Annotated in this window: 11 protein-coding genes and 1 pseudogene; 5 read left to right on the plus strand and 7 right to left on the minus strand. The window is 64.7% G+C overall.

Features of this window, described 5'->3' with window-relative positions; all coding sequences use genetic code 11:
- Positions 1–253 precede the first annotated feature (253 nt).
- Entirely contained in the window at positions 254–628 is a 375-nt protein-coding gene (locus tag A39O_RS0130320; RefSeq protein ID WP_157640530.1) for a hypothetical protein, read from the minus strand.
- A gap of 298 nt (positions 629–926) precedes the next feature.
- Here A39O_RS0130320 and A39O_RS0130330 point away from each other — a divergent pair, with 298 nt between their 5' ends.
- Positions 927–1,511 carry a hypothetical protein gene (locus A39O_RS0130330; protein WP_020508403.1) on the plus strand — a complete coding sequence of 195 codons (585 nt, stop codon included), beginning with the start codon at positions 927–929 and terminating at the stop codon, positions 1,509–1,511.
- Between the two features lie 145 nt (positions 1,512–1,656).
- Here the strand turns inward: A39O_RS0130330 and A39O_RS0130335 are convergent, their stop codons facing one another.
- Positions 1,657–2,466, minus strand: a complete 810-nt coding sequence (locus A39O_RS0130335) for a fumarylacetoacetate hydrolase family protein (RefSeq protein WP_020508404.1) — start codon at positions 2,464–2,466, stop codon at positions 1,657–1,659.
- A 217-nt stretch (positions 2,467–2,683) separates the two neighbouring features.
- On the opposite strand from A39O_RS0130335, the gene A39O_RS0130340 reads away from it, so the two are divergent.
- From A39O_RS0130340 to A39O_RS0130355, 4 genes are read left to right on the plus strand one after another with little or no spacing between them, the layout of a single operon-like run.
- Positions 2,684–4,024, plus strand: a complete 1,341-nt coding sequence (locus A39O_RS0130340; protein WP_020508405.1) for an NAD(P)/FAD-dependent oxidoreductase — start codon at positions 2,684–2,686, stop codon at positions 4,022–4,024.
- Positions 4,021–4,788 (plus strand): DUF1365 domain-containing protein, encoded by a 768-nt coding sequence (locus A39O_RS0130345; protein ID WP_020508406.1) that lies wholly within the window; start codon positions 4,021–4,023, stop codon positions 4,786–4,788. The genes A39O_RS0130340 and A39O_RS0130345 overlap by 4 nt, the downstream gene beginning before the upstream one ends.
- Positions 4,788–6,029 carry an SAM-dependent methyltransferase gene (locus A39O_RS0130350; RefSeq protein WP_020508407.1) on the plus strand — a complete coding sequence of 414 codons (1,242 nt, stop codon included), beginning with the start codon at positions 4,788–4,790 and terminating at the stop codon, positions 6,027–6,029. Before A39O_RS0130345 ends, A39O_RS0130350 begins: the two co-directional genes overlap by 1 nt.
- Before the next feature lie 6 nt (positions 6,030–6,035).
- On the plus strand, positions 6,036–6,677 hold the full coding sequence (locus tag A39O_RS0130355; protein WP_020508408.1) for a 2OG-Fe(II) oxygenase: 642 nt from the start codon (positions 6,036–6,038) through the stop codon (positions 6,675–6,677).
- Positions 6,678–7,077: 400 nt separating this feature from the next.
- Here the strand turns inward: A39O_RS0130355 and A39O_RS0130360 are convergent, their stop codons facing one another.
- The 5 genes and pseudogenes from A39O_RS0130360 to A39O_RS0130380 form a co-directional block, all read right to left on the minus strand.
- A complete protein-coding gene (locus tag A39O_RS0130360) occupies positions 7,078–7,281 on the minus strand; it encodes a hypothetical protein (protein WP_020508409.1) in 204 nt (67 codons plus the stop codon).
- A pseudogene (hsdR, locus tag A39O_RS35855) lies at positions 7,262–9,673 on the minus strand (EcoAI/FtnUII family type I restriction enzme subunit R). Before hsdR ends, A39O_RS0130360 begins: the two are co-directional and overlap by 20 nt.
- A gap of 8 nt (positions 9,674–9,681) precedes the next feature.
- On the minus strand, positions 9,682–10,884 hold the full coding sequence (locus A39O_RS35860; RefSeq protein ID WP_083924993.1) for a restriction endonuclease subunit S: 1,203 nt from the start codon (positions 10,882–10,884) through the stop codon (positions 9,682–9,684).
- Positions 10,881–12,335 carry an N-6 DNA methylase gene (locus A39O_RS0130375; protein WP_026199861.1) on the minus strand — a complete coding sequence of 485 codons (1,455 nt, stop codon included), beginning with the start codon at positions 12,333–12,335 and terminating at the stop codon, positions 10,881–10,883. The genes A39O_RS35860 and A39O_RS0130375 overlap by 4 nt, the downstream gene beginning before the upstream one ends.
- 866 nt (positions 12,336–13,201) lie before the next feature.
- Positions 13,202–18,937, minus strand: a complete 5,736-nt coding sequence (locus A39O_RS0130380; RefSeq protein WP_026199862.1) for a right-handed parallel beta-helix repeat-containing protein — start codon at positions 18,935–18,937, stop codon at positions 13,202–13,204.
- Between the last annotated feature and the right edge of the window lie 14 nt (positions 18,938–18,951).

Below are 18,951 nucleotides of genomic sequence, written 5' to 3' on the forward strand. Positions count from 1 at the left end.
AGTGCCTTTTTGTGCATTGCAGCATTATGGTTCCTGGCTAAACCATAAACAACCCTTATGGGGCAGGGCGGGCCAGCGGCGGAGGCGTGACTGGTGGGGCAGGGGGCGCCACGTGACCGTCCATGGCAACGCGATCAGGCGTTCAACGGCGAACGGGCGGGGTGTTGCGTCTCATTTTGCGGGTCCGTGCCCGCCGCGAGGGACCATCCATGGCGCGGGATTCCGGCATCCTGCCGGAATGACGCGCAGCGGGTTAGCTCCGCGGTCGTCGGCAGGCGGTGTGGCATTCCCAGTAGCGGTTGGTGCAGAAGCCGTAGAGGTTCTCGCTGCATGACCACCAGGGGTAGCCGCAGTTTTCCTGATCGGAGGCGTTACACCAGCGCAAGGTGCGCTGGGCTGCCTGATAGCCGGCCTGGCACTGTTGATAGTCGTAGCGGGCGTCGGCGTCGCACTGGTCCTTGACGTTCTGGCAGCGGTTGATGCAGGCGTTCTCGGCGACTCGCCGGGACAGGTCCTCGGAGAAGAGTGAACGGGTGCATCCCGCGGCGGCGAGGAGCAGGGAGATGGAGACCGCCGCCATGAAATACGGCCTGGTTCCAAACGCGGCATTGGCTGACGATGGCCTCATCAGGGTGACCCCGATAATGAAAAAATGGCGGGTGACGGGGACCACTGGTCCGGGCTGCCGGCTAGTGTAACCTCCGTCCGTGCTTCACGACTCAACTGTCATCCTTAACTTTAGCCCTATCGGTGCGTAAACGCATCTCTGCGCACGCGTGTCAGGTGAGAAGCGGCAACGCGACGGCATACCATCCAGACCCCGGTGCGGGTACACTGAGAAGGTGCGCGCACCGGCGGTCACGCCCCGCCGAGTTCGAGACGCGTCGGCGAAACGGACCGGGGACCTTGTGCTGAGGCCAAAACCCATGCATAGACTCATCCTGACGACCACAATCTTGGTTCTGGCCCCGCTACTTGGCGGCTGCGGTACCACCTTGCCTGGTCACCTCGGAGGCATTGCCACCTATGTCTCGGCCGAAGACTATGGTGAACTGCTCTGCGCCAAGGTTGACCTGGAGAGTTACCCGTCCTGTATGAGCAGTGTCCTGGACTATTTCGAGGAACCGCACGCTGACGACCTCCCCTCCGGGCAATCCACCTCGGGGCCCTTCGCGGTGTCGATGGACGGCACATTTTACATGGGAACCTACGCCTCGCAGCCCTTCTCGGGGCGGTTTGAGGTTTCCAGCGGTAAGAACGCCTGCCGCGGGTCGTTCGATGCCTTCGCCGGGTCACGGGATGCGCTCTATGACGTCTATTGTGACGACGGACGTGCCGGCTGGGCGGACCTCATCCTGGATCAGACCGGCCGCAACGGCATCGGCCAACTGACACTGAACGACGGCACCAAGGGCGAGATCATCTTCGGTTATCTGCCGCTGGGGCGCGCCGCGCCGTACCCCTTCACGAATGTCTGGACGCCGCGGCCGCCCGGCGAACCGCCGTTCTGAAGTTGACGGCAACCGCCCGAGGCGAAGTCCGGATAACGCCGGACCCCCGCAACCGACCGGAGATCGCGGCGTCGGCCGGACGCGGCGGCGCCCGCTGCAGCGTCGGCCCGCAGTCGAGTCACCCCGGTGACCGGCGGTCGAGTGGCTACGGCATCGTCTGGCGGACCGGATTCGCCAAGGCGCCGATCCCGGCGATCTCGACCACGACCTGATCCCCATCGCTCAGGTAGCGCGGCGGATTGCGCGCCATCCCCACGCCGGGCGGCGTGCCGGTCAGGATCAGGGTGCCGGGGAGCAGCGTGGTGTCCCGGCTCAGGAAGGCGATGATTTCGGCCACGCTGAAGATCATGTCGCTGGTGTTGCCGGTCTGGACGCGTTCACCATTGAGGGTGCAGGTCACATCCAGCGCCTGGGGGTCCGCAATCTCGTCCGCGGTGACCAGCCAGGGACCCAGCGGAGAGAATCCGTCGAAGCTCTTGCCGCGAATCCACTGGCCCGCGCCCCCTTGCTTTTGCCAGCGGCGGGCGGAGACATCGTTGGCACAGGTGTAGCCCAGAATGTAGTCGAGCGCGTGCGCGACCGGCACGTCGCGCGCGGTGCGGCCGATCAGCACGGCGAGTTCCGCCTCATAGTCCACCTCCGGGCCATGTTCGCAGGCGAGCGGCAGGGGAATCGAGTCCCCCGGATTAGCAATCGTCGTTGTCGGCTTCATGAAGAGCACCGGTGATTCCGGCAGCGCCGCCCCGGTTTCGATGGCGTGGGCACGGTAGTTCAGGCCGATGCCGTAAATGTTGACGGGCAGCACGGGTGCCAGCCAGCGCGCGACGGTCAGCGTCTCGCTGGTCTCGGTGAGTCCCTCGTAGAGACTGCCGGCCAGGCGTCGGGCCTGTCCTGCCGCGCTGGGTGAGCCGTAGTGGATCTGACCGGCGGTGTCGATCAGGCGCGCGATTTTCATAGTGAATCCTGCCAGGTTGGGTCGCAATTGTGGTGACACGGCCGATGAACATGGGGCTGCGATCGACCCACGCAACATCCGGTGCGGTTGCTCGGACCCGCCGGCCCCCTTGTACTCGCGGCCCACGGTTTCAATATTGGTCGGAACCTGGACAAGTGCATGGTGCGCTTGTGGGATTGCGTCAAGTCCTGAACGACTGGACTGGGGGAGTGTCTCGGTGTCGATACGAACGATCGGGGTTGTCGGGGGCGGAATCGGCGGGCTGGCGGCTGCCTGGCTGCTGGATCAGCGCTATGAGGTCACCTTACTGGAGCGTCACGCCTACGTGGGCGGCCATACCAATACCCTGATGGTCGATCACCCGCGGGGGGCCTTCCCGGTCGACACTGGTTTCATGGTCTTCAACGATCGCAATTATCCGCTGCTGTGCGGGCTCTTCGATCACCTGGGCGTGACGTCCTACCCGACCACCATGTCGTTCGCGGCCAGTCTGGACGGGGGACGGGTGGAGTACGCCGGGTCGGACATCAACGGGCTCTTTGGTCAGCGCAGTAACCTGCTGAATCCCAAATTCCTGTGGATGTTGGGCGAGATCCTGCGCTTCAACCGCGAGGCCAAGGCGTTTCTGGAGCGTCGCGAGCGCGACGGCCTGTCGCTCGGTGAGTTCCTGGAGCGCGGGGGTTACTCGGAGCGCTTCGCCGCGCACTATCTGTTGCCGATGGCGGCGGCCATCTGGTCCTGTCCGACGCAGCAGATGCGTGCCTTCCCGTTCCTGTCCTTCGCCCGCTTTTTCGATAATCACGGCCTGCTGGATCTGAGCAACCGACCCGAGTGGCGGACCGTGACCGGCGGCAGTCAGGCCTATGTCCGGCGTCTGCTGGGCCAACTGCGCGGCACCGTACGCACGGCCGCGGGGGTGCAGCGGGTCCGCCGTACCCCGGGCGGGGTGGAGGTGCAGACGGTTCAGGGCGAGCGCATGGTCTTCGACAATCTGGTGCTGGGCTGTCACGGCGACGAGGCCCTGGCGATGATAGAAGACCCGTCCCCATTGGAGAGCGAGCTGCTCGGGTGCTTCCGCTATCAGCGCAATCGCGTCTATCTGCATCAGGACCCGGCGCTGATGCCGCGGCGCCGCCGCGTCTGGTCATCCTGGAACTACCTGCGCGGCCCCGGCGTCGCGCCGACCGGTCCGGTGACCGTGACCTATTGGATGAACAGCCTCCAGGATTTGCCCCCGGATCAGGACTGCTTCGTCAGCTTGAACCCGGTGGAGCCGCCGCGAGCCGAGCTGGTCATCGCGCAGATGGAGTATGACCACCCGGTCTTCGACACGGCGGCCATTGCCGCCCAGAGCCGGATGCACGAGATCCAGGGCCGTTCCGGGCTCTGGTTCAGCGGCGCCTGGCTGGGGTTCGGCTTCCATGAGGATGGTCTGCGGGCGGCGGTCGACGTGGCCGGCGGCCTGGGGGTGTCGGTCCCCTGGGCGACCGCGCGTGCCGGTGCGCCGGTCCGGGCGGTTCCCGATGCCGCGGCTGTCCCGCGGCCGGTGCGGTCATGACCGCCCCGGCCGGACAGCTCCTGTTCGGACAGGTGATGCACCGGCGCTTCTTTCCGGTGCAGTACCGTTTCGTCTACGGGGTACTCAGCATGTTGCTGGACCTGGATCGGATCGACGATCTGGCACGGCAGCATCGCTGGTTCTCCCGCAATGGCTTCAATCTGTTCGCCTTTCACGATCGCGACCATGGGGCCGGGGATGGCGCGTCGCTGCGTGACTGGCTCATGAGCAACATCGCTCGCCTGGGGCTCTCACTGCCCATCGGTCGGATCGAAATCCAGTGTATGCCGCGGGTCTTCGGCTATGGGTTCAACCCCATGAGCACCTGGTACTGCTATGGCCCCAAGGATGAGCTGCTGGCCATCCTGGCCGAGGTCCATAACACCTTTGGGGAGCGTCATGGCTATCTGCTGCATGAGCACGGGGAGCCCATGCAATGGCCGGTGCGGCAGGGACGCGCCAAGGGCTTCCATGTCTCGCCTTTTGTCGGCATGGCGGCGGATTACCGCTTTCGCTTCGCCCGCGTCGGAGACGAATCCAGCATCGTCATCCACGAATACGAAGACGACCGGCTCATGCTGGTCGCGGTCCAGCGGGGCAACCTGCAGGCCTTCACCGATTCCAATCTGTTACGGGCGGCGCTCGCCTTCCCGTTGCTCACCCTCAAGGTCGTCGCCCTGATTCACTGGCATGCCCTGAAGATTTGGCTGCGCGGCGCGACCTATTATCCCAAGCCCGCGCCGCCCCCCGAGGAGGTTACCTGATGTCTGCGGAGGAAATACTCGATTGCCCGCCCCAGGCCGTGCCGGATCGTCCGGCCAGGGTGGGGCGCCTGTTCGGCGGCTTTTGCCGTCACCTCGCCTTCGGGAGTCTGCTGCTGCGTTTCCCCGACGGTCGTGCCGATCTGTACCGCGGCCGGTTCGCCGGCCCGACGGGTGAACTGGTGATCACCAGGCCCTGGCGCTTTCTCAGGCGGCTGGTCATCCGCGGCGAGATTGGTTTCGCCGAGGCGTACATGGAGGGTGAGTGGCGCACCCCCGACCTGCCGGTGCTGCTGGACCTGCTTCAACTCAATGCCGAGCATCTGGGTGCGGGTCCCAAGGGGTTGGTCTGGTCGCGCTGGTTCAACCGGCTCACGCACCGGCTGCGTGACAATCATCGCCGCAACAGCCGCCGCAACATCGCCCGGCATTACGATCTGGGCAATGCGTTCTACCAGTTGTGGCTGGACCCGAGCATGACCTATTCCGCGGCCCTGTTCGCGGATGTGGAGCGCGAGCCGCTGGCGGAGGCCCAGGCGCGCAAGTATGAGCGTTTGCTCGACGACCTTGGCGCCCGGCCCGGCGAGCACATCCTGGAGATTGGCTGCGGCTGGGGCGGGCTGGCCGAAGCCGCGGCGCGCCGCGGACTCAAAGTCACCGGGGTGACCCTGTCACGGGAACAACTGGACTTTGCCCGTGCCCGCATCGCCGACGCCGGGTTGGCCGAACAGGTGGAACTGCGGCTGCAGGATTACCGGGACATCCGCGGTCAGTTCGACCATGTGGTCTCGATCGAGATGCTGGAAGCCGTAGGCGAGGCCTATTGGCCGGTCTACTTCGGTGCACTGCGCCGTCTGGTCCGACCGGGCGGGCGCATCGCGCTGCAGGTCATCACCATGAACGAGGACGACTTCCCCAACTATCGCCGCACTGCCGATTTCATCCAGCTTTACATCTTTCCGGGCGGCATGTTGCCCACCCCGGAGCGGCTCCAGTCCGCGGCCGGCGCGGCCGGGCTCGTGCATCTTGAAAGCCGCTGGTCGGGTGCCGACTACGCCGAGACCCTGCGCCGTTGGCGCCGGAGTTTCCACGAAGCCGAGTCGGCCATCGACGCGCTGGGTTACGATGCGCGTTTCCGGCGGATGTGGGACTACTATCTGGCCTACTGTGAGGTCGGCTTCGACAGCGGTGTCACCGATCTCGTCCAAACGCTCTATCAGGTTCCGGCGCAGACCAGCAATTGAACACCCATGAACGTCACTGACAGGCCCCAGGCCGCCGCGGACGCGGCGGCCTACGCCCGTATCGCCGACGCACTCGCCGGACCCGGCTGGTGTCTGACCGGCGGCTTCCTGTCCGCGGCGCAACTCGATGCGTTGCGCGTACAGGCCGATACGCTCGATCGCCAAGGGGCGTTCAAACCCGCTGGAGTCGGCCGGGCCGCCGATCTGGCGATCCGCTCCACCATCCGCTCGGATCGCGTTTGCTGGCTGGATCCCGAGTCCCGCGACGGCGCCATCGGCGCCTATCTGGCCCAACTCGAAGACCTGCGGCAAACCCTCAACCGCGATCTCTGCCTTGGTCTTTTCAACTTCGAGGGTCACCTCGCCATCTATCCGCCGGGGTCTTTCTATCGCCGCCACCTGGATCAGTTCCGCGGCGTGGAACTGCGCACCCTGACCTGCATTCTTTACCTCAACCCCGACTGGCAGCCGGCGGACGGTGGTCTGCTGCGCATCTACACCGATCCTGATCGGCCGGATCACTATGAGGAGGTTGCGCCGATCGGCGGCACCCTGGTGACCTTCCTTAGCGCCAGCTTTGAGCATGAGGTCATGCTCGCCAGCCGTGAGCGCTTGAGTCTGACTGGGTGGTTTAAGCGGCGCGGGTGACGGCGGCGGCCTTGATCACCATTCAGGCCGCAGGGTGGCCGGAACGATGATCAATGCCGGCGATGATTCCTAAGATGTCGTCTGAGTCCTCTACCAACTCGCTGTAGATATAGTTGTATCCTTCATCTCGTGCAGACGGATTCATGAAGTGGTCTTCAGTTTTCGAGAGGCCGTCTTAAAAGCGGCCTTAAGTTCAGCGCGAGAGACGAACCTGCCGGTAGCTGAGTGGCGAATGACAAAGCCATCCCCTGATCTCTTTGCGGACATGATCCGGTTGTTCGCACTCTTGAGCGCAAACGGAGTGACATAGCTTTTCGTGCTCTTTGGCTTTTCCATGGGTCAATACCTATTCAGATGAGTCCTGCGCCGTAACGACGCTGGTTAAGCAGGCTATTGGGAGTCAATTGTAGACCATTTTCCGGCGTGCGGGCGAGGGCGAGCGCAGGCCGGGGGCGGCCTGTCCCGTGTGGCGGGTGAGCCGCGGCGTCTCGGCGGGGACCGGCGCGGTCACCACCTCTTGACCACGCTCGGGTTGCCTCTGGAGCCGCTGGTACGCGCGGCCGAAGGCGATGCGGAACAGCCAGTCAGGCCGCCTCGTCCGCATAGAGCCACTTCTGAAACCCGGCGAAGACCTGCCCGATCTCCGCTGCGCTCCCGAGATCCGCGACCGCATCGGCGATGGAACCGCGCTACTTGAGCCGCAGCAGCGGTGCCAGCTTCTCCTGGTTCAGCTCCTCGACGCCGCTCCGCACATAGTGAGACAGCACAAAATCGAGGAACACTTGCTGCCGGGTGGAGAAGTGCGTACTGATGATGACCTTCGCCCGTGCCGCGCGCTCGGCGCGCGTAAGCGGGGCCACTGCATAGCCGACGTAAGCCAATACGTCGAACAGATCGCTGTGCTCCGCCGCGATGAGCCGCTGCATCTGCGCGAGTTGTTCTTGACCGAAGCCGTGTTCCGCCAATCCAGCCAGCAATCGCGTGCGGGTGTCCGGCAGGCTCCAGAGTGCGCGCAGTTCCGCCTCGTCCTTGAAGAAGGCCGGCAGCCGGCCGAACAGCGCCTCCATGAACTGCTGGGCGGACATGGGCGTCCCGTCCGGGTGCCAGAAGGAGGTCACCAGCGTATTCTGGATCGCCCGCTCCTTGCCGTCCGCGAGCGTCACGCGCGTCTTCACCTTCTTCCCGCAGCCGCAGGGCAACGTGCCACAGACCGGACAGCGCGTCTCCGGCTCCCTGACGCAGACGCACGGCAACCGTCCGCAGCGGGCGCAGGGCTCGGGGTCCGCGCTCCCGCAGACACAAGGGGCCGCTCCGCACCGCGTGCAGGGCTCGGGCGCGACCGGCTCTCCGTCCCACTGCGGATCGCTGAAGTGGTGGTGCGCCTTCACGAAGTCCAGGATCGTAAAATAGTCCTTGCCGTCGTAGAGCCGGGTGCCGCGGCCGATGATCTGCTTGAATTCCACCATCGAACGGATCGGGCGCAGCAGCGCGATATGGCGCACATTGCGCGCGTCGACCCCGGTCGAGAGCTTCTGCGACGTGGTGAGGATGGTCGGGATGGTCTTCTCGTTATCCTGAAAATCGCGCAGGTGCTGCTCGCCCAAGGCGCCGTCGTCCGCGGTCACCCGATGACAGTAATTCGGGTCCGGGCTCGTCTTCAGTTGATTGATGAGGTCGCGGATGGCGAGCGCGTGCGCCTGGTTCGAGCAGAACACCAGGGTCTTTTCGCGCGGGTCGATCTGCGACAGCAGGATCTCGACGCGCTTCTGCTCGCGCTCGCGGATTTCAATGATCCGGTTGAAGTCTTTTTCCTCGTATCGCTTGCCCGCCTCGATCTCGCCCTCGACCACGGTATCGTCCGGCGTATAGACGTAGTCGTCGAGCGTGGTCGCAATCTGTTTCACGCGGAAGGGGGTGAGGAACCCGTCGTTGATCCCCTCCTTGAGCGAATAGGTGAAGACCGGCTCGCCGAAATAGGCGTAGGTATCGCCGTTCTCCTTCCGCCTGGGGGTCGCGGTGAGCCCAAGCTGCACGGCCGGCGCGAAATGCTCCAGGATGCCGCGCCACTGGCTCTCGTCGTTCGCGCCGCCGCGGTGACACTCGTCGACCACGATGAAGTCGAAAAAATCCGGCGGGTAGTCGCCGAACCAGGGCGACGGCTGCCCGTCTTTCGGCGGCCCGCTCATGAAGGTCTGGAAGATGGTGAAGAACAGGCTCCCGTTCGTCGGCACCCGCCCCTTGCGGCGGATATCCGCGGGGTCGATCCGCACCAGCGCATCCTCGGGGAAAGCCGAGAAGGCGTTGTAGGCCTGATCCGCCAGGATGTTGCGGTCGGCGAGGAACAGGATGCGCGGCCGGCGGGTCGGTTCCCCGTCACGCGTCCAGTCGGCGAGGTTCCAGCGGCTGTGAAAGAGCGTCCAGGCAATCTGGAACGCGATGAAGGTCTTGCCGGTGCCGGTCGCGAGCGTGAGCAGGATACGCAGCCGTCCAGCGACGATCGCCGCCAGCACCCGCTCGGCGGCGATGTCCTGATAGTAGCGGCTCTGGAAGTAGCCGCCCCGGTCCTCGAAGGGCACGGCCGCAAACCGGTCGCGCCAGCGGTTCGGGGCCGCAAAGGTCCGGTCCCACAGTGCGTCCGGTGACGGAAAGCCTGCGAGTTCGCACTCGGCGCCCGTTTCCATATCGATCTCGTAGAATCCCTGTCCATTGCTTGAATAGGCGAAACGCACGCACAGCCGGCCGGCGTAGTCCTTGGTCTGCATCACCCCCTCGGTCAGCAGCTTCGCCCAGGCCTTCGCCTCCAGGGTCGCGAGCTTGTGGTTCCTGTACGCCAGCACATAGTCCGCTTTGAGCGGCATCGCGCGCCGGCCGTGGCCCTGGAGCCGCCCGAGCGTGATCGGATATTCGCGCAGAATCCGGCTCCCCTCGACCACGCCCCAACCCGCGGCCTTGAGGGCGGGGTCGATGTGCTCGGCTCGGGTTTCGGATTCGTTCATGGTCGTTTTCAGAGTTGGCCAGTGAAGGCGTGGTGCAGGAGCGACTTCTTGAGAGCGTCGAGTTGTTCGAGCTTCCGGCGGTAGGTCGATTCGAGGTTTTGCGTTTCTGCGCGGAGGTAGTCGAGATCTTCCGCAATGACTCTTTGCTCCGCTGGCGTCGGGATTGCTATCCTATACTTAGCGACGCTCTTTGCTCCAAGATTCGGTTGAGCAGCGCCATTGTCATAAAGTTTGATAAGGCGCTGGCCGAATGGACTGGTTAGAAAATAGTAAAGGAACCGGGAGTCGACTAAGTCGCCAGGGCGGATGATGACCAGCGAGGACGCAACAGCGCCTATAGTGAGAGGATCAACTATTGCGGTTTTCCCGAGCGTTGCACCACGCAGGCAATAAACCAAGTCTCCTGACTTAATCTTACCACTACGAAGAGAATCGAATTTCTCCCGAGTAATATAGTTCATCTCACGAATAGACAGAGTTCCATCCGGTTCGATATGCCCTGTGTTAATCCAGGGTATGCCCGATTCCACATATTCGGATCGGTTTGGGTAATTTTTTCCGCGATCACCGTTCTCAAACTCACACACGTCTCCTAACTTCTTTTGCTCCCATTCTTTCCCTTCTCGAGTAAAGATCGCATCTAATTCACTCTCAAAGATCGCGCGAGCGTTCTTGAGGTTATTTTCGGCGTTTGCCTTGGCGACAACGATTCCCTCAAATACTTTGTCGAGGATGCCGACGATGCGCTGTTGTTCGGGAAGCGGAGGGATCGGTACGGCTATCTCTTTTAGCTTTCCGGCTGACAGTTCTCTGAAGGTCGCGCCAGTGCCTAGCGAGTCGAGCATCTCAACGATGCTGGAGAGATAGTAGTATAAAAACTTGTGGTGAAGTTCCTTCGCTGGAACCAAACCTTTGCAGCCCTGGTTCGTAGACATTGGCTTAGTATTGATAACCAAGTGGCCAATTGGAGCACGCGAAGAAAGAATGACAGAGTGAGAGGGCAACAGCCGCGCCGAGCTATCACGGAGACCGAGATCGGAAATCTTGCGCTCGGTGTCGTCGACATAGTGGGTGGGGCGCTTGCCCATTTCGGCAGGTGTAATCCAGCGATGTTCTCCACCCCAGTATTCCGGAACGCCAGTCTTAGGCGTTCCGCCGTTCACGACGTCGCACACTTCGCCCAATGATTTACTTTGCCAATCCGTTTTCATAGCAGTGCCCTGATCTTCTCCAACACCTCCGCACTCTCCGCATCAAGCGCCGCAATCTCGTCCATGATCGCCTGCGGACTCCGATGCGTAACCGCCTCGCCGCCATTCGGATTCTTCACCGACAGGTCGCAGGTCGCCGCATCGACCCCCGACACGTCAAGGGTCCAACTTTTCGGCGAGTCGGCTCGGGTCTTCTGAAGCGCCACGAACTCGGCCAGATCGCCATCGTTCAGCGGATTGGTCTTGCCCAGCGTGCGCCCAGGGTCGAGCTGGTAATACCAGACCTGGCGCGTCGGTGCACCCTTCTCGAAGAAGAGCACCACGGTCTTGACCCCGGCGCCCTGGAAGGTGCCGCCCGGACAGTCGAGCACGGTGTGCAGGTTGCAGCTTTCCAGCAGGAGTTTGCGCAGCGACACCGAGGCGTTGTCCGAATTCGAGAGGAAGGTGTTCTTGATGACGACTCCGCCCCGTCCGCCGGCCTTGAGCGTCTTGATGAAGTGCTGGAGGAACAGGAAGGCGGTCTCGCCGGTGCGGATCGGGAAGTTCTGCTGGACCTCTTTGCGCTCCTTGCCGCCGAAGGGGGGATTGGCCAGTACCACGTCGAAGCGGTCGCGGTCCTGCACGTCGGCGAGGTTCTCGGCAAGCGTATTGGTATGGGCGATATTCGGCGCCTCGATGCCGTGCAGGATCATGTTCATGATCGCGATCACATAGGCGAGTGACTTCTTTTCCTTGCCGTAGAAAGTGCGCTCCTGGAGTGTCTTAAGATCCGTGGTTGAGATCTCGGGTCGGGCGGCCAGGTAGTCGTAGGCCTCGCACAGAAAGCCCGCGGAGCCGCAGGCCCCGTCGTAGATGCGCTCCCCGACCTTGGGCGCGACCACCTGCACCATGGCGCGGATGAGCGGGCGCGGGGTGTAATACTCGCCGCCGTTGCGCCCGGCGTTGCCCATTCGCTTGATCTTCTCTTCATAGAGCGCGGAGAGCTCGTGCTTCTCCACCTGCGAGCGGAAGCGCAGCCCGTCGATCTGGTCGATGACTTCGCGCAGATTGTAGCCGCTGCGGACCTTGTTCTTGATCTCGCCGAAGATCTCGCCGATCTTGTATTCGATGGTGTTGGGTCCGCTCGCGCGGCGCTTGAACCCGTGCAGATAGGGAAAGAGCTTGCGCTCGACGAAGTCGACCAGGTCGTCTCCGGTCAGGGCGCGCTGGTGGTCGAGGGTGCCGTCCGGCCCCTTGGGCGCGGCCCAACTGTCCCATTCGTACTGCTCTTCCAGGATGTAGTCATAGACCCGGCCTTCGAGCTCGGCCTCGGTCGCCCGGTCACCCTCCAGGTCGTCGAGATATTTCAGGAACAGGAGCCAGGAGGTCTGCTCCGTATAGTCGAGTTCGGTGGTGCAACCGGCCTCTTTCCAGAGGACGTCATCGATATTCTTGAATGCCTGCTGGAACATCCGTCCCAGGTCTTCCCGTGCGCCCATGGCTGCTCCTTATATTCTTGTCTGTCACGCAGGTCGGTGTCACCGGTCAGCCGCTCCGCGGTTGCGCGTACCGCGTGACACCGACAGGGCCTGCTGATCGTTTGCTCCGAAACCTTCGCGCGGATGCCAACCCTGTAGCGAGGCTACTACGCGTTACCTGGGGTGTCAAAGAGCCGACGCTTGGGACGGCTGGCAATCGGCGACCTCGTATGGCGGGGTCGACGGTGAGGCCCGCCATCCGGTTCTTCAGCCAGCCAGCCACGGGCGGTTGCCCCGCGGCTTGCGGGCTCGCCGGCGCCTTGATGGCCTGTCTCAGGGCGAGCCGGGCCTTGATCATGGTTCCGGCCGGCCGCGGAGGGTCCGCATAGCGGACGGTCCGCACAGCGGACCCTACGGTAACACCGTGACCTGTAGGGTCCGCTGTGCGGACCAACGACCGTGCAGATCGCGCGGTGGCCGGGTTCATGACCAAGGCCGGCGTGTAGGGGCGAATTAATTCGCCCCTACAGTTGCCCCTACGGATCTTGCAGGCATGCGCGGTCGGGATCTTTACTCCTGGGAATCGCTTTACCCGGACAAGGGTCGCTCAGACGCGAGGTCCACCGGCTGAAGCCTCGACCTCCGGTCTTCTTGCGGCCGAGACGATGATCAAGGACGCCGGAATTGAGTAAACTGTCCCCGGAACTCGCCCGGAACTCGTTTACTATTTACCCTTCGTGCGTTATGACGCACGAAGAGGTCGAGAGTGCGTCGCTTAAATCGGGTACGTGATCAAGGCCGACTCGCCCACCCGCACGCGCGGGGTGCCCGGCGGGGAGTCCCCGCCGGTGACGCGTGCCCTATTCCGTCGACAGCCCCAAAACCTCAATGATGAATTGCCGCGCAACGGCGCGAATCGCGTCGAGATCCGCGGCATCGAACGGCGGGTCCGCGAGTTCAGTATGGTCGACGGTGAGGCCCGCCATCAGGTTGTCCAGCCAGACGCGGGCGGTGGCCGCGGCTTGCGGATTCACCGGTGCCGCGATGGCCTGTTCCAGGGCGAGCAGGTAGCGGTAGTCGTCGACCGCCTCGCGGAAGCGCTCCACTTCCAGGGTGGGGATGAGCTTGCCGGCTTCGGCGCTCGGCAGGGCCGCGACCAGATCGTCCTCGCGGCCGTCCAGGGCGTAGTACATATCGCCGTGACTGGAGCCGAACGCGAATTGGTAGAACCCGGCGCGGCAGCCCAGTTGACGCAGCTTGAACTGGTAAATCCCGCGGGCATAGCGGCCGCCCAGGTTGTAGGTTCCGCAGGCGTGGCCCTGCGCGAGGATGTGCTGCATGGCCGCCGCGTTGTGGTGGGTCAGATAGACTTGGTCCACATGGTTCGCCAGGATCGCCTTGGGCGCGTCGGCGGCGGTGAAGCTGGTGAAGACCGCGGTGCGTGATCCGGCCGCTTGGATGGCGTCCGCGAAGGCGGTGACCTGGGGCAGGCTGGTCTCGCCGGGTTCGTCGCCGACGGTGTAGACGGGCTCCGGCCAACCCTGGGCCGCACAGCGGGTACGCACGGCGCCCAGGACGTCGGTGAGCACCTGGGTGTGGGGCTTGCCGTACCGGGTCAGGGTGTCGGTGACCGCGTAGGTTTCGAATCCGAGTCCGCCGCTCGGTGCCAGTCCGCCATAGGTCAGCGGGGCGAAGGGGAGGGCGTCAGTTGCCGCCGCCATCACCGAGTCGAACCGCGCCCAGTCGATCTGGACGCCGCCGACGCCGTAGCCGCTGAAGGCCGGGCCGCCGCGTCCGCCGCTGAACGCCGTCATGGCATGGTCGCCGACCAACTGGACCGCGGGTCCCAGGTCGGCCAGGGCGCGCGCGTCCACGGCGTCCGGGAAGGCGCTGGACGGGTAGTTCGGAAGGACCCCCAGGTAGCCGAAGGGGATGTCGGCCGCGGGCAGCACGAAGGGGCTGATCCGCACGCTGACCGGCAGGGTGACCGACGCGCCGTTGGCGAAGTCCAATGCCAGGGTGCCCGCGACCTGGGTCAAAGGCGTGTCCACGGGTGCCTGGACCACGAACCAGAGGCGTCGCGCCGCATTGGCCGGGAGTTCGAGCGGCAGTTCCAGGTCGTCGAGCAGATGGGGCAGGGCGCTGTAGCGCACCCCGCCCGGCGCGGTGCGGCGGATCTTGTTGCGGACGCTCAGTGCCTGGGTTGCGAGCCCCGGCAGGGTCAGTTCGGCTCGGGTCAGGGTCAGGTTGGTTTTGGCATAGAGTCCCAGGGTCAGGGGTTCGAACTCACCGCGGGCGAGATTCAGGTCGAGCGCCTCGACCAGTTCGGTTTCCGTCGGCCAATCGTGCGCCTGGATATCGTCCTCGGGGTTGCGCTGGAAGACCAGGAGACCGGGGACCGCCGTTGCGGCGGGCACCGGGTGCGGGCTGGCCGCGGGCAGGGTCTGAACATACTCGGTGTCGAAATGGGCACGCAGCCGCTGCCACAGCTCGGCCACGAAGGCCTGGCCCTGGGCCTCGTCCGCCGCGGGCCAGATCAAGAGCGCGGAGACCGTGTTGGCATAGGTGTAATAGCTGCCCGAGGTGAAGCTCAGATCCAACTTGCCGTCCCCGACCTCGACGGTGAATTCCACCGGCTGGTAGCGGTCCGGGATATAGCGCTGCCAGATCGCGTCGCCCGGCAGGTCTTCCGCGGCGGCGTGCGCGAAGAGGCGCGACCAGAGGCTGTCCGCGCTCATGGTGTCACTGTACTCGAGCAAGCCCTCGGCGGAGACCGCGCGCCAACTGTAACTCTGGACGTATTCCCAGTAGCCGGGGTCTTCCAGCATCATCCAGACATGATAGCGGCCGTTGGGCAGCGTGACGCTGAGGTCGCCGGACGGGATGGAGATCCAGTCGCGCAGCAGTTCGTCCGGGTGTTGGCGGTCCTCGGCGCGTAACCCCGTGGCCGAGGTCAGACCGAAGCCGAACTCAGGCCGATAGGTCGAAGCCGGGGTGAGGGCGGTGAAGCCATGCATGATCGGACTGACGTCGGTGCCCGGATCGAGCTTGAGCAGGCGTGCGAAGTCATGCTGATAGGGCGGCTCCAGGGTGAGCCGCACGTCCTGCACGAAGACCTGGCCAGGCTCCAGCACGTCGACGAACAGATGGGTGATGGCCGTCAGATCGAGCCGACGGCGCTGCTGGATCACTGATTTCTCGCCGACGAAGACCTGGAGCGGAATGCGGATGACCTGCTCGCCGGGGACGAACTGGGTGTACCAGTTGACCCGTGACCAGTAGTCCCTGGTGTGTTGATCGCGGATCTCCACGATCCCGTCCAGGGTGGCGGTGCCCGGATTGGTGAGACGAATTTCCAGGTAGTCGTGGCCGCTCCAGTCGGTCGGCAGAGTGACCGCGGCGCCCAGATTGAGGTAACCGGCCGTGTCCCCGACCGCGGCCCAGGGATCGAAACCGGCGATGGTGAGTGGGCCGGCGGCGCGCGGTTTGGTCAGCGTCGTCGGGTCCACACCGGCCAGCCGCCGGCAGATCAGGGTGTCGGCCATTCCCGGGTCGGTGCAATAGCCGGCGAGCAGCAGGTCGGACGCGGTGACCGGCGGCAGGAAGTCGAGCGGGTCGCCGGTCGGGCCGACCAACCGGCCGTTATCCGCATCGGCGGCACAGGGTTCGAGTGTCTGCAGCCGCACGTCGTCCACCCACAGGTAGCCCGAGCCATAGTTGAAGAAATAGAACGAGACGCTGCGGGTTTCGGTGAGCGTGAGAATCAGCTCCGCGGTAGTCCAGTCGCTGTCGCCGCCGACCAGCGGCAGCGACAGGTCGGCACCGCCGGTTCCACTCACATACAGCAGGCTGGTGCGATCGTACTCGCCGGGCCGCAGGTCCCAGGAGGCGACCCGCGCGCTCAACCGATAGCGCCCCGGACTCAGCGTCAGAGTCTGGCGGATCGCGCTCTTACTGGTGCCAAGGCCCTGGAGGCGGGCGGCGTGCTGACCTTCCTGCGCGTTGCTGTCCTGCACCAACTCTGCCGTGCCACTCCAGATGTTGTAGATCCACCCTGGAATCTGCCCGCTGGACGCGCCGAGCTGTTCGAAGTTGCCGTTGACCAGCAGGTTGGGACCGGCGTCGCCCAGGCTCTGGACAACGAGGTCCACCATTGCTTCATCTCCCAAATCGTTGACGACTTTGAAGCGAATGCTGCTCGGACCGCAGGCGGCAGCGGTCGGGGTGAGGTGCAGGCTGGAGCCGGTCAGGGTGCCGGTGAGGGCGGTCGGATCGAGCGACACCAGGCTGAAGGTCAGCGGCGAGGCCCCGTGGAGGTCGAGCACGTAAGTGCTGAGATCCAGGGTCCAGGGGCCGTCGCGCGGTTGGACCAGGGGCGTCGCGGGTGGTGCCGGGAGCAGGAGCGCGGCATCCTCGGCGATCCGATAGAGTCGGCGGGCGAACGCCGGCAGCGTGTCGCTGAGCTGACCGTCACTCGGCTGCACCGCGATCCCCTCCAGCGGGACTTGCACGGCCGCGATACCCGCCACGGGGAACGCGACCGCGGCCGCGGCCCCGGTAAGGTTGTGGGCCAGGATGAAGCGTCGGTGCTGTGCGTCACTGAACCAGTGCAGCCGGACGGCCGCGTCGCCGGCCAGTGGCGCCGGCGTCGGGGACTGGGTCCGGGCGTCGCGCGGGGCGAGTTCGGCGCCGTCCGGGGTGCCGTCCGCATCGCTGTCGGCGAGGTCCGGGAAGGTGCCGATCACGTCCTCCTCGGCATCCAGGAGTCCGTCGCCGTCGGTATCCGACTGAATCTGGATGCGCTCGATTCGCACCGCGTAGTCATCGTTCCAATTGCTGAGCATGCGCAGGCCGACCCGCAGCGGGGCCGGGCTGGTCACGCCCAGCCCTTCGCCGGCCAGGGCCTGCCAGTGATCCGAGTCCCAGACGAAGGCACTGATCAGTCCATCCTGCCGGGTGAGCCGCAGGTAGCCGCTTTGCAGTCGTCCGCTGTGGTTGTAGTTGTAGTTGGGGCCGCCGGGCTCCGCAAAGGTGTGCCAGGACCAGTTGCTGCTGTCGTGAATGGTGTGGGTGAGACGGGCCGTCGGCTGGTCGGTCGCCCAGTCGTAGTCCGCTCCAGCCAGCAAGAGTGCCAGCTTGGCCTGATAGCCGGTGTTCAGGAGCGCATGATCGCGGTACTCGACGATCACGTCCAGATTGCCGGACAGCGCGGCAAGGCTCAGCAGACCGGCGTCGCGCTGCACCCCGTCTTGCGGATCGGCGATCTCCAGGCCGCCGGCGGCCAGGGCCGTGGCCGGGATATTGAAACGGGTGAATGCGGCCAGGTCCGCCACGCTGTCCAGATCGCGGTCGATGCGGTCCAGCCCGGCGCCGTAGGCACCCAGATGCTGCCCCAGGCTGCCGGCGCTCAAGGCCCAACTGTCGGTGCTCAGCCGGTAATCGGTGGTCAGGCGGGGGTCGGTCGGGTAGAGATTGGCGACCGCGAGACCGCCGCCCAAGGCCGCGCGAAACCCATGGATCGCCAGATGGCTCAGTTGCGTCTGGGCCACTGAAGCCGCGGTGGCATCCAGGCCGTAACGGCCGGTGGTCGGGTCGCCGACGAACACCGAGTCAAGCACGCGGTTGTCGAGGCTGGCCCCGGAATTCTGCGTGAACCAGATGCCGCGCCCGGCACCGATCGAGGAGTGTTGGCTGATGGTGTTGTGGCTGGCATTGGCCAGATAGATCGACATGCCGCCCGCGAATTGGGTCCCGGTGAAGAAGTCGAGGTTGCCCTCGAGCCGGTTGTCGAGTGCGCCGATCAGCGCGAAGTTCTGTTGGAGATTGTCGTACACACGGTTGCGGACAACCTGATTGCCGGCGCTCCAGCTCAGGCAGATGCCCTGCACCGAGCCGTGGACCTCGTTGTGCTCCACCAGATTGTCATCACCGGAGACCAGGATGCCGTAACGGGAGCGCAGTTGCGTGGGCGGCAGGTCCGCGTAAGCCTGATTGCCGACCACCTGGATGCGCGAGGAATAGCCGCCGATGCCGATGCCGGAACCTGAATTGGAATGGACGCTGTTGTTCGCCACCCAGGCGCCGCTGACATTGTGCAGCCAGAGGTCGGAGGCATTGTCATAGAGGTCGTTGCGCTCGATCCGGAAACCTTGGGGGTCACCCAGGGTGTAGAGCGCGAAGATGCCGTAGGCGCCGTTGCGGATCACGTTGTCGCGGATGATCAGCCGCGTCGGCGCCAGGGTGGCCAGCACCCGGCCGCTGCGGTCGATGCCGTCCAGGGTCAGCCCCTCGATGGTGACCCCATCGGCGGCGATGAAGATGGCCGCGCCATGGCTGGCCGCCTTGCCGCGGATGGTAGGCGCGGTACCCGGCGCGGCGCGCAGGGTCAGATCGTCCTTGAGGATCGAGAGGCTCTCGTTGTAGGTGCGCCCGTCGGCGATCTCCAGCACATCGCCCGGTTGGGCCGCCGCATAAGCCGCGGCAAGCGTCTGGTAAGGCGCATCGGCGCCGATGGTCAGGGTTGCGGCCTGGGCGGTCCCGCAAAACAGGGTCAGGGAAACGAGCCAAGACAGGGCTTGGCGATGCGCGTTGTTCAAGATGGCCGTCCCGG

This window comes from Lamprocystis purpurea DSM 4197, from assembly GCF_000379525.1.
GTDB lineage: Bacteria > Pseudomonadota > Gammaproteobacteria > Chromatiales > Chromatiaceae > Thiodictyon > Thiodictyon purpureum.